General features: G+C 55.0%; 10 protein-coding genes. 5 read left to right on the top strand and 5 right to left on the bottom strand.

The window, feature by feature from the left end; genetic code table 11:
- The 4 genes from K9B37_RS24380 to K9B37_RS24395 all read left to right on the top strand — a co-directional run.
- Positions 1–250: DUF4082 domain-containing protein (locus K9B37_RS24380; protein ID WP_224316414.1), on the top strand; the 250-nt coding region annotated here is incomplete at its 5' end.
- Between the two features lie 182 nt (positions 251–432).
- Positions 433–759 (top strand): hypothetical protein, encoded by a 327-nt coding sequence (locus tag K9B37_RS24385; protein WP_224316415.1) that lies wholly within the window; start codon positions 433–435, stop codon positions 757–759.
- Between the two features lie 16 nt (positions 760–775).
- Positions 776–2,923 (top strand): peptidase domain-containing ABC transporter, encoded by a 2,148-nt coding sequence (locus K9B37_RS24390; RefSeq protein ID WP_224316416.1) that lies wholly within the window; start codon positions 776–778, stop codon positions 2,921–2,923.
- On the top strand, positions 2,920–4,317 hold the full coding sequence (locus tag K9B37_RS24395; RefSeq protein ID WP_224316417.1) for an HlyD family type I secretion periplasmic adaptor subunit: 1,398 nt from the start codon (positions 2,920–2,922) through the stop codon (positions 4,315–4,317). Before K9B37_RS24390 ends, K9B37_RS24395 begins: the two co-directional genes overlap by 4 nt.
- 262 nt (positions 4,318–4,579) lie before the next feature.
- Here the strand turns inward: K9B37_RS24395 and K9B37_RS24400 are convergent, their stop codons facing one another.
- The 5 genes from K9B37_RS24400 to K9B37_RS24420 form a co-directional block, all read right to left on the bottom strand.
- A complete protein-coding gene (locus K9B37_RS24400) occupies positions 4,580–5,734 on the bottom strand; it encodes a DegT/DnrJ/EryC1/StrS family aminotransferase (protein WP_224316422.1) in 1,155 nt (384 codons plus the stop codon).
- Positions 5,734–6,714 carry an NAD-dependent epimerase/dehydratase family protein gene (locus tag K9B37_RS24405; RefSeq protein ID WP_224316423.1) on the bottom strand — a complete coding sequence of 327 codons (981 nt, stop codon included), beginning with the start codon at positions 6,712–6,714 and terminating at the stop codon, positions 5,734–5,736. The genes K9B37_RS24400 and K9B37_RS24405 overlap by 1 nt, the downstream gene beginning before the upstream one ends.
- Before the next feature lie 82 nt (positions 6,715–6,796).
- Entirely contained in the window at positions 6,797–7,912 is a 1,116-nt protein-coding gene (locus K9B37_RS24410; protein WP_224316418.1) for a DegT/DnrJ/EryC1/StrS family aminotransferase, read from the bottom strand.
- Positions 7,909–8,955 (bottom strand): Gfo/Idh/MocA family protein, encoded by a 1,047-nt coding sequence (locus tag K9B37_RS24415; protein ID WP_224316419.1) that lies wholly within the window; start codon positions 8,953–8,955, stop codon positions 7,909–7,911. Before K9B37_RS24415 ends, K9B37_RS24410 begins: the two co-directional genes overlap by 4 nt.
- A gap of 1 nt (position 8,956) precedes the next feature.
- Positions 8,957–9,487, bottom strand: coding sequence for an acyltransferase (locus K9B37_RS24420; RefSeq protein WP_224316420.1), 531 nt, complete (start codon positions 9,485–9,487; stop codon positions 8,957–8,959).
- Positions 9,488–9,922: 435 nt separating this feature from the next.
- Between K9B37_RS24420 and K9B37_RS24425 the strand changes: the two genes are divergently transcribed.
- A complete protein-coding gene (locus K9B37_RS24425) occupies positions 9,923–10,432 on the top strand; it encodes an acyltransferase (RefSeq protein ID WP_224316421.1) in 510 nt (169 codons plus the stop codon).
- Positions 10,433–11,576: the final 1,144 nt, after the last annotated feature.

The following is an 11,576-nucleotide window of genomic DNA, read 5'->3' on the forward strand; positions in this document are numbered from 1 at the left end:
CTCCAGTCCGGTCAGCATCACGGCCGGCACCACCTATGTGGTCTCCTATCACAGCAACGGCCGCTATGCCGCAACCTCAAACTATTTCACCAATCCGACAACCAACGGTCCGCTCACGGCACCTGCCGATACGGCCACCAGCCCGAATGGCGTCTACGCGTATGGATCATCCAGCTTGTTCCCCACAAATAGCTTCCAAAAGACCAACTATTGGGTGGATGTCCTGTTCAACCCACAAGCGACCGCCTAGGCACGAATCCATGACCTATATCGTGCCAGTGCAGCGTCTAAGAATAGTAGTCACAGCAGAGCGTAATCGGGACACGCCCCTTAATGCCCGCCTTGTCTCGCTACTCAAGAGCGCCACCCCAGGCGCCTTCATCAGATCGCCTTTTGAATCCGCCAATCAACACTTACCAAAGGAGAAGCCTCATGCATGAGGAAGTGTATTCAGACGGAATCGCCGAGATCACCATTACAGGGCCGATTGTGCGGATCGACATTATGAGTCTCTCGCCAACGGAGCGTGATGCCAAGAACAATCCGAAGCCCATGTTTCGGCAACGCATCGTGATGCCGGTCGACGCCTTTGCGAACTCCGTCGAGTTGATGCAGAAGGCCATGAAGGGATTGATTGAAGCTGGTGCCATCAAGCAAACGCCGGCGCCGCAGAGCGAGAGTTCGCAGTTTCCAGGAAATGGCGACACGAAACCATTCGTGAACGGTGCCCGCAATTCATCGCCGAACTTCTCATCTTGAACTGAGAGGCAATCCTGTGGGCGCAGAAACTGAAACGGGCTTGCACTGCCTTGTCGCTGTCGCACGTCATCACGGCACAGACCTCTCCATAGACCAACTTGCGCATTCCTACGCCGTCACCGATGAAGCCGTCTCGTGGCAGCTGCTTCTGCGTATGGCGCGGGAAGCAGGCTTGCGGGCGCGCAAAGTCGACCTGAAATGGTCCGAGCTGCTTGACCTTGGCGATGCCTTTCCAGCACTTGCCAGACTGGCGAATGAGAATTGGGTCGTCGTGGCCGGAGTGGAGAGAACGGATCAGGGAAACAAGATTATTGTCCTTGATCCGAAGGCCGCCCTTCCAGAGCCTTTGACTCTGGCCGAGGATGATTTTTGCGCGGCATGGCACGGGGAAGTAATCCTTGTCAAACCCGCTCGCAAAAACCTAAGTGATCCCAATCGCCCCTTTGGTTTCCTCTGGTTTGCGCCGGAGCTTCTACGCCAGCGGCGACTCTTTGCAGACGTCATTGCTGCGGCTCTCGTTCTTTACGCGCTGGGCCTTGCCGTGCCGATTTTCTCCCAGCTCGTCATCGACAAAGTTCTCATGCACGAGTCCTACGCCACCCTCTATGTCCTGGCTGGCGGCGTTGCTCTCGCGCTTGTCTTCGACGCAATATTCAATTTTCTGCGGCGATATCTTCTTCTTTATGCGAGTAATCGCATCGATATGCGTGTCGCCGTTAGAACGTTCGCGCATCTTCTCTCACTTCCGCTCGGATACTTTGAGAGGATTCCTGCAGGCGTCCTGGTTAAGCACATGCAGCAGGCCAGCCGCATCCGCGAATTTCTGACCGGGCGCCTGTTCACGTCCATCCTCGATGGCCTCTCGCTTCTCGTATTCGTGCCGGTTCTGCTCCTCTACAGTGTGAAGCTGACGATCGTCGTCCTGGCATTCACGGCTTGTGTGGCAATAACGATCGGTGTTCTCATCGGCCCGTTCCGCCGCCGCCTTCAGGCTCTTTATGAAGCTGAAGGCGAGAGACAAGCGCTTCTCGTCGAAGCCGTTCATGGCATGCGCACGATCAAGGCTCTCGCGATGGAACCGCTTCATCGCCGCAGCTGGGACAACTCATCGGCCCAGGCCGTCATCATGCGTTACAATGTCGAGCGAATTTCCGCCGCGGCACAGAGTGTGACCGGGCTGCTTGAGAAGCTCATGAGCGTTGCAATTATCGCCCTCGGCGCTCTTGATGTCTTCGATCACACCATGACGGTGGGTGCCCTCGTCGCATTCAATATGTTGGCAGGCAGAGTTTCGGGCCCTCTCGTCCAGATCCTCACGATGGCTCATGAATATCAGGAGGTTGCTCTTTCCGTTCGCATGCTTGGCGAGGTGATGAACAAAACCCCGGAAGCGGACGGATTACAAAGGGGTCTTTGCCCTCCCCTACAGGGAGAAATTCAATTCGAGGACGTATCCTTTGGATATCAGTCCGATCGCCCTCCAGCACTGGACGATGTGTCGTTTACTGTTGAAGCAGGTAGTATTGTCGGCATCGTGGGGCGTAGTGGATCTGGAAAGACGACAGTTACCCGCCTGATCCAGCGTCTCTACCCTGTCCAGAAAGGGCTCGTTCGCATCGACGGCTACGACATCCGCGAACTTGATCTCGCTCATCTACGCAAATGCGTCGGCGTAGTTCTGCAGGACAACTTCCTGTTTCGAGGCACTATTCGAGAGAACATCGCGGCCGCCAAGCCGAATGCGAGCTTTGAAGAGATTGCGCGTGCAGCGAAAGCAGCCGGAGCGGATGAGTTCATTGAACGGCTGCCTCGCGGCTTCGACACAATGCTCGAGGAGAATGCCGAGAACCTCTCTGGTGGCCAGAAACAACGCCTCGCCATTGCTCGTGCCCTGGTGACGGACCCGCGTTTGCTCATCCTCGATGAAGCAACGAGCGCGCTCGATCCGGACAGTGAGATGATCATTCGGCAAAACTTGCGCAAAATTGCGGAAGGGCGAACCGTTCTCATTGTCTCCCACCGGCTTTCAACCCTTGTCGATGCCAATGCGATCCTTGTCGTGGACCGCGGGCGCCTCATTGCGGCAGGTCGTCATGATCAACTTCTGACCTCGTGCACGACGTATCGTCACCTCTGGAACCAACAAACGAGGCACGCGGCATGATTCCGTATCGTCCGACACCTGGCGAAAAGGTTCCTGCACCACAGATCCTACCGCCTGCCCCGAAGAAACGTCCTGCTCATGTGGTCGAGTTTCAGCCCGATGCCATCGAGGTTGAAGAGCGTGCTCCCCCCAGGATTGCACGACTCACGCTTTATCTTACGACGGCTCTGATCGGCACAGCAGTTCTCTGGGCAAGCCTGACCGAGATCGACGAGATTGCAACTGCCAAAGGAAAGCTGATCACGACAGAACCGAATATCGTGATCCAACCCTTGGAAAATTCCGTTATCCGAAGCATCAAGGTCAATGTTGGCCAATCCGTCACCGCCGGACAGATTCTGGCAGTCCTGGATCCAACTTTTACTGAAGCAGATGTTCAGCAGCTACAGACTAGGTTTAGCGCGGCTGACGCTATGGTCCGTCGGCTCGAAGCAGAGCTTTCCGGCCGCATTTATCTGCCCTCGGATCCGTCCAGCACGGAGCAGATTGTGGAAGCTAGGCTTGCTGCCCAACGAAAGTCTTTTAGCGAGAGCCGGCTACGCAATCTTGATGAGGAAATTGCGCGCTCGGAAGCCAGCCTCGCCAAGAGTCGCCAGGAAGAAGCCATCCTGCAACAGAGGCTGAAAGGTATCCAGGATATTGAGGAGATGCGAACGGTGCTTCTGGAGCACCAGACGGGATCAAAGCTTAATCTTCTCCAGGCGCGGGACATGCGACTCGATGTGGAAGCAACTCTCGCACGCACGAAAGGGGCACAAATCGAAGCAGGACACGAATTGGAGAAAGCGAAATCGCAGCGTCAGGAGTTTCTCGACGACTTCACGCGCGCCACCCTTGAATCGCTTGTGGACGCACGGGGTCGGCGGGATGCGGCAGCGGAAGAATTGAAGAAGGCCGAGCTTCGCCGCAATCTCGTTTCGCTGACCTCGCCAGCCGATGCTATTGTGCTAGAGGTCGCTCAACGATCGGTCGGCTCAGTCATGCGCCAAGCAGAGCCGCTCTTCGTATTGGTCCCCAGGAATGTTCCGCTCGAGGCGGAGGTATCGATCGAGCCGAAGGATATCGGTCATGTGAGTACCGGTCAGTCCGCGCGGATCAAGTTCGAAGCATTTCCATTCCAGAAGCATGGGACCGCCATAGGAACCGTCAGGACGATCAGCCATGACGCGTTTCCAGGAGATCCGAAGGAAAGCGGCTCGCAGGCGAATAGCGCGCTTCTGTATAGAGCCCGCCTAAGCCTTGACGACACCAAACTGCACGACATCCCGAACGATTTCCAGCTATTGCCTGGCATGTCGGTTCAGGCCGAGGTCAAGATCGGACGCAGGAGTGTAATATCCTACTTCCTGTATCCGCTGCTCAGAGGCCTCGATGAAGGCATCCGCGAGCGATAGATTGCCAATGAGTGCTTTGGAAGGCGCGCCACACAGATCCGATCGGAGTGGCGCGCATCTTTGGCTGCGCTTCTTTTGATCAACTTATGAAAATGCGCAAGCTTAGGCGGTTTCCGGGACGCTTAGAGCTATCTTGCGATTAGCGCCTGGTTGAGAGGGGCGGTCATTCAAGCACGTAGCGGTCGCGATTATTCGCGGGCGCCAAAAACGCGCGCGAGTATGCCTCCCTTACCGAAGCAATCCAACTACCTTTCTTGTTCCTTCACACAAGAGCAGGCGTCCGAGACAGAGCAGCCTTGAGCGAGGAGATGACCTGGCTCTGCATATCCTCCGTCATCGTGTGGAACAGAGGCAGGAGGATGCACTCTCTATGGGCCTTCTCGGATTCCGGCAAGGGGAATCGTAGGTCATGATCCGAGTAAGCGCGCTCTAGATGCGCGCACATGATCCCGCGCCGTGTTGCCACGCCCTGGTCGAGCATCTTCTGCATGACGTCGCGCTGGTCCGTTCCTTCCGGCAGACGCACGCAATAGCTCTGCCAATTTGTTCTAGCCCAGACTGGTTCTTCGGGCACCTTTACGCCAGGAATATCGGCAAGCATTCTATGATAAGATTGTGCAAGTTCTCGCCGGCGTGCAACGATGTCATCGAGCCGCCTCAGCTGAGCGCGACCGATGGCAGCCTGAACGTCCGTGAGTCGGTAGTTGTACCCAGGAACAGGATATTCCTCCAAAATAACGGTGCGACTGCTGTGTCGTACGGCATCCGAGACACTCATTCCGTGTTGACGCAGGAGGCGGAAAAGGCGGTCGATTCCAGAATCGGCGGTCGTCAGCATGCCGCCGTCACCCACAGTCAGGAGCTTTCGCGGATGAAGGGAGAAGCATGCAACCTCCCCAAAAGGACGCCCGATCCGCTCCCACTCCCCGTTCACGCGTATCTCTGAGCCGATGGCGCAGGCGGCATCTTCGACGATCGCAATCTCGCGATCGCGCGCAAGCGGGACGAGCGCTTCCATATCGCATGGCATCCCCATCTGGTGAATGCACATGATGGCCTTGGTTCTCTTTGTGATCGCCGCTGCAACTAGCTCCGGCTTCATGTTAAACGTATCAGGATCGATATCGACGAATACTGGAACCGCTCCACACTGACGAACGACGTTCGCGCAGGCGATGAAGGTGTGACTTGGCAAAACTACCTCATCACCCGGCCCAACCCCTACTGCGAGGAGAGCAAGGTGAAGCGCAACTGTGCAGTTTGAGACCGCGCATGCATGTTCTGATCCAACCGCTGCGGCGAATTCTCTCTCGAAGGCGGCCACCTCAGCGCCCTGGGACAGCCATCCCGATAGAACGACTGCAGAAGCGGCGTTTGCTTCCTCTTCGCCGATGAAAGGAGCCATAATAGGAATCATCACGCGACTCCCCGCACATCGTGAGAGCTGTGCTGGCTTCGCCACCATTCGACGAGCTCGGCCATTCCCGTTTCGACATCCAGCTCGGATCTGAATCCGATAAGATGCTGTGCCGTCTGAGTGTCGCTCAATCGGCGCGGAACTGGATTGACGGAACGCTCCGCCTCATGGACCGGCGCTAAGCCAGGACGTCCCATGACGCGCGCAAGGCATCGGGCCAGATCAAGAAGAGATGTTTCCGAACCGCTTCCGACATTGAGGGCGATATCTGTAGCGGAAGAAATGGCTGCAAGAATATTTGCTCGAGCCACGTCCCTTACATGAATTAGGTCCATCGTTTGCTGCCCATCGCCGAAGATAATTGGCGGCAACCCAGCGCTGATACGCTCCATCCAGCGGATCATCACCTCCGTATAGCGACCATGGATATCCATTCGCGGTCCAAACACGTTGAAGTACCGCAGGGCCACATAATTTAAGCCATACATGTCGTTGAAAGATCGAAGCAGCCCCTCTCCGAACGATTTTGCAGCGCCGTACAGCGTTCTATTCCCGTAGGGATTCTGCCGCTCTGTCGTGGGAAACTCCTCAGCCATCCCATATACGGAAGCTGACGATGCCATCACCACCTTGTGCACCTTTTCCTGCACGCATCGCTCGAGCAAATCATACGTTGCGTCTACCATGACCTCCATCGCCATGCGTGGCTCTGCCGCGCAATGAGTGATTCGCATGGCGGCCTGATGGAAAACGATATCGGTCCCTTTAACAGCTGAGCCCATCAAGTCTCTGTCGCGGATATCGCCAACAATCAGTCGGACGCGACCGCTTTCCATCGCCCTTTCAAGATTCTCCGATCGTCCACGGATCATGTTGTCGACCACGATGATCTCGCTGCTTCCTGCCTCAACGAGAAGATCGACGATGTGCGACCCCACGAAGCCAGCGCCTCCCGTTACGAGAATACGCTTTCCTGTCAGATCGCGATGATTAGACGTCATATCCGTCTCCGATATGGGTAAGTAGATCAATTTCCGAGGTTTTTAAGCAAAGGACGATAAGTCAAACGGCCTCGCTGTGTCGGACCTCGGCAACATGCTTCAATGTGTCGACGACCTTATAAACTTGATCTTCAGTCATCTCCGGAAAGATAGGTAAAGAGAGGAAACGTTCGGTGAGCTTTTCCGAGACCGGAAAAGATCCAGGCCCTGACGCGAGTCCCGAATAGGCCGGCTGAAGATGTACCGGCCGTGGATAATGGATACCGGTCGCAATCCCGGCTTCGGCAAGCTGTGCCTTGACCCGATCACGCTCCGCGATGCTAACTGCATAGACGTGATAGACATGATCGCGCTCAGCAGGCTCAGGGAACTCTATGCCGGTCTCCTCCAATAGCTCATTATAGAGAGCCGCTATTTTCTGTCGACTGGCAGTCCACGATGGCAGAAACCGGAGCTTCACCTCAAGCGCTGCAGCCTGAATGGTATCCATCCGGTAATTGTAACCATGGAGTACGTGGTTGTATTTTCCAGCTTGCCCCCAATCTCGAAGGCAACGGAGTGTAGCAGCGATCTCGGGATCATCTGTGACGATAGCTCCGCCCTCGCCGCATGCACCGAGATTCTTTCCGGGATAGAAGCTGAAGCATCCGATCAGACCGAAGGTGCCTGCCTTTTTTCCGTCTCTTTCAGCCCCATGAGCCTGCGCGGCGTCCTCGATAACGACGACTCCGTTTCTGCGAGCAATGTCACAGATCTCGACCATATTCGCCAGACGGCCATGAAGATGAACGGGCAGGACAGCGCGAGTTCGTGGCGTGATGGCGCTCTCGAACGCTTCTGGATCCATCGTAAACGTCTCTGGGTCGACGTCAACGAGAACAGGTGTGGCACCCGCATAGAGGATGGCTGCAACGGTGGCTACAAACGTCATCGGTACGGTGATGACTTCATCTCCGGGCCTAACACCAGCTGCAAGGAGAGCCAAGTGAAGGGCAGAAGTACCAGTGCTGACCGAAATGGCATGATGGCTGCCACAATATTCCGCAAAGGCGGCCTCGAACTTCCTTACGGGTCCTCCTAGCACATAATCGCAACTTCTCAGCGCCTCGAGAACGGCGCTTTCAAGGGGAACTTGTATGGAATCATACTGGGCCTTCAGATCGAGGAAAGGGATCATGATGCTGCCTTCATCTCCGCGAGCTCGACAGGGTATCCGCGTCTCTTGAGCGACTGCGTCGCTCCCTCCAACAGCGTGACCACACGGTGCCCACTGGTCCCGCCCGTGAGCGGCTTCTTGCTATTCTCAATGCAGGTAACGAAGTGTTCAATTTCGGTCAGGAGAGCCTCCTTGACGGAGAGTTGCGGCACCCACACGTCACCCATTCGGTAGTTCAGCAGCATACGGTGAATTTCGTCCGGCTTGGTCGTACTCCCGCTTTCTTCGGCGATAGAGACACCGCGATCGTAAACCTTCACCTTCTCACTTGGCTCAACGTCGTCGTAGACGATCATCCGTTGGCTGCCCCCGATCAGAGTTCGGCGAATTTTTACCGGTGCAAGCCAATTCACGTTGAGGTGAGCCGTCGCTCCACCTTCAAGATAGAGCGTGATATGAGCCATGTTCTCAGGACTGCCAGGGATGTGCCCCGCTCCAGTCGCGGACACAGCAAGGGGGCGAGCATCTATGACGAAGTCCATGATTGCGAGATCATGCACTGCGAGGTCCCAAATCACATTCACATCCGATTGGAAGAGACCGAGATTGATCCGCGTGGAGTCATAGTAGTAGACGTCGCCAACGGCCCCATCCGTAATCAAGCTTCGGATTTTCTGCACCGCACCGGTGTAGACGAAAGTGTGATCAACCATGAGCGTAAGGCCGCGTCTGTCGGCCTCCTCGATCAAGATGGCCGCCTCGCGCGAGGAGGAGGCCATAGGCTTTTCGATCAACACATGCTTCCCTGAACGAAGCGCAGCCAAAGCGATCTCGAAATGCCATCGCGTGGGCGTCGCGACTACGACTGCGTCCACGCGCGGATCGCTAACGAGTGTCTGCCAATTTTCCTCAATACGCGCCGCAGGATAGCGCGACGCTGCTCTCTTGCGCGCCGCCGGAGAGAAATCCGCGATGGATGCCAACTCCGAGCGCTCAGCCTCTGAGATACAGCGCGCTAGGTTCGGTCCCCAATATCCATATCCAATGACACCAATACCAATCATGTTAATCCTCGTGGAAGGCATTGAGGGACTTACTTGAAGCTATGTTGACATCAGTGGCGTCCCTGCGGCGGACGTCGCCGATAGCGCGCGCCGGAACTCCAGCCACAATCGCGAAGTCAGGCACATTGCGGGTCACGACAGCGCCGCAGCCCACGATTGCGTTCTCGCCGATAACTACGCCACATAGAATGGTGGCATTTGATCCGATAGATGCCCCGCGCTTCACCACCGTCGGGACCATTTGCCAGTCCTGCTCGGTCATCATCGCGCCGTCTTGGTTTACGGCTCTTGGATAGAGATCATTCGTGAACATCACGCCATGCGCGATCATCACTTCATCTTCAATCGTGACACCTTCGCAAATGAATGAATGCGAAGAGATCTTGCATCGTTCACCAATGATACTGTTTTTTTGGATTTCAACGAACGGGCCTATCCTCGTCCCATCGCCAATTTGACAGCCGTAGAGATTGACGAGATCGGGATGAGTGACAATGACTCGACCGTTCGTTTGAACATTGATACTTGGCATCGATTCGACAGGCGCCCTTCTGATTGACCTAGGCTAACCTGTCATGTCACACGTAGAGTCCTGGGCATGAGTTGTACCCCCTGCGATGTAACCAAAGATAAATTGCTCTCCCGCGTTCATCTTTCTGAATTCTTCGAATGCTTGAGAGTCTATAAATCTATAGCTAGTTTAACGCAGTGAATATCTTTGCTGCAGGTCCTGCTGAGCCTCACTTCCGCTGCAGGTCGGCGACCACCGTATTCAGAATGACAGCGGATGCAGATTCCTTCGACGGACAACATCACGCTAGTCGACACTCTTTTGTTCCGATCTTTGGGCAGCCCCATCTGGAACGGTGTTCCTGCATTTTGGGCTAATCCCGATGGGGCCAACGTTCATGGATGGCGTCGACATCAAGGGAAGAATATATTTCCAATGCGACCGGAGGAGCATTCTATGTTGGAAGAGCTGAGAGCGATCCAGAGGGCCTTACAGGTCGACAAGCTCAAGAAGTTCAAACGGCGCGTATCATTCGGGGATCTGATGACGGATCGCTGGGAGAATGCACGGCAGTACGGATTTGGGGAGGGCAGCTCCTGTTATGACAACGTCTTGATTTTGGGGGACGTCACCGTCGGCAAGCATACCTGGATTGGGCCTAACGTTATTCTCGATGGATTGGGAGGCCTCACGATTGGAGACCACTGCTCGATCTCTGCTGGTGTGCATATATATTCGCACGATACGGTTCGGCGGAGCGTCACGCTTGGCCAAGAGCCGATTGAGTATTCCTCCACCGCAATTGGCGACGGAGTCTATATCGGCCCTAACACTGTTATCAAAAGGGGGGTGCGCATTGGTGACCGCGCCGTCATCGGCGCGATGTCCTACGTTGCCTCTGATATACCCGCGGGTGTGAAAGCATGGGGGTGTCCGGCAAGGGTCATGGGCGACGTCGAACTATGATCTTACTGGAGGCTAGTCGTTTCATTTCATTTGACAGAGGACTGAGCAGGGCCTGATCATCCGCTGACTCAAGATCGGAAAGCAGCCTTTGCACCGCAGCATTTTATAGTAATGCCTGCCTATGCAAGCTGCGGCCTTTCATCCGGAATAATCCCCTCGCGCAAGTTCGTTGTTATGATCCCCACTGAAAAGTATCATGACTTTCGGCATATTTCACTTACTTTACGTCATATACTCGCCTTACTATAGTCATTATTGCTACTTCCCGGGATATTTATACTCATTTTTTGCCATACTGGCATCTTTTACCAAGCAACTGGCCGCATATCACAAGACTGATATTGGTCCTAATGTGTAGTCGAATCCAGCGCGATGTTGTTCTTGATTTTCAACGCGCTAAACATTCGAAAGTCATTAGGTCCGAGCATCTAGACTCTCTTTGTAATCAGTAGCTCTTCAGGTGTATCCAGGAGTGCGGTGACTTGCAGGACGAGAAGGGAATAACTTTGACACCTGCATGTTAAGTGGAAAAAACATAAGGGGCATTATGCAATCTCTTACGCACATACCGCATAGATAGCATGGGCGCTTATAGTGCGACTGACGATATATCGTTTGATGCGATATTTTTTCATCGCAATGTGAGAATGACCGGAGCTCCGCTTGGGGCTTCTGACCCCGCTCGCGCATCAACCGGCCGTCTTAGCTTGTCCTTCGAAGCATGCTTCAAGGCGCCTCTCATCGAAACGCCCTGGGGAGGGTTGTGCGATTCATGACGAGCGCAGCGTTGATTTGCTCGTCGTAAGTCGGTTTCCGCAACGAACTCTCGTTTCCAGGACACGCAGAAGTGTCGGCTGATTGGTGCTCCTCGGCAGATTGAGGAATGGCATGCCCGACATCCGTCGGCGGTCCATTCTTCTGCGCGATCTGTTTCATCAATCCCCTTTTTAGACTCACTGGGAAAAGGATTTATCGATGTCATTTCCGACTTCATCGACGACGGGACTTCCGGCTGGTGTGACGCTGACGGCGTCCGGCGACATCATCGTCACCAAAGCCGGCACGGTTCTCAGCAACCTCAATGTCCGCGGCCAGATCTGGGTCCGGGCCGAGAACGTCACCATCCAGAACTGCAAGATCACCT

The organism is Microvirga puerhi (assembly GCF_020089865.1).
Taxonomy (GTDB): Bacteria; Pseudomonadota; Alphaproteobacteria; order Rhizobiales; family Beijerinckiaceae; genus Microvirga; species Microvirga puerhi.

Bases quoted from the DNA above. Each gene is read 5' to 3' on its own strand.
- K9B37_RS24415 (WP_224316419.1), bottom strand. From the start codon at position 8,955: ATGATTGGTATTGGTGTCATTGGATATGGATATTGGGGACCGAACCTA.
- K9B37_RS24395 (WP_224316417.1), top strand. From the start codon at position 2,920: ATGATTCCGTATCGTCCGACACCTGGCGAAAAGGTTCCTGCACCACAG.
- K9B37_RS24420 (WP_224316420.1), bottom strand. From the start codon at position 9,487: ATGCCAAGTATCAATGTTCAAACGAACGGTCGAGTCATTGTCACTCAT.
- K9B37_RS24410 (WP_224316418.1), bottom strand. From the start codon at position 7,912: ATGATCCCTTTCCTCGATCTGAAGGCCCAGTATGATTCCATACAAGTT.
- K9B37_RS24385 (WP_224316415.1), top strand. From the start codon at position 433: ATGCATGAGGAAGTGTATTCAGACGGAATCGCCGAGATCACCATTACA.
- K9B37_RS24425 (WP_224316421.1), top strand. From the start codon at position 9,923: ATGTTGGAAGAGCTGAGAGCGATCCAGAGGGCCTTACAGGTCGACAAG.
- K9B37_RS24400 (WP_224316422.1), bottom strand. From the start codon at position 5,734: ATGATTCCTATTATGGCTCCTTTCATCGGCGAAGAGGAAGCAAACGCC.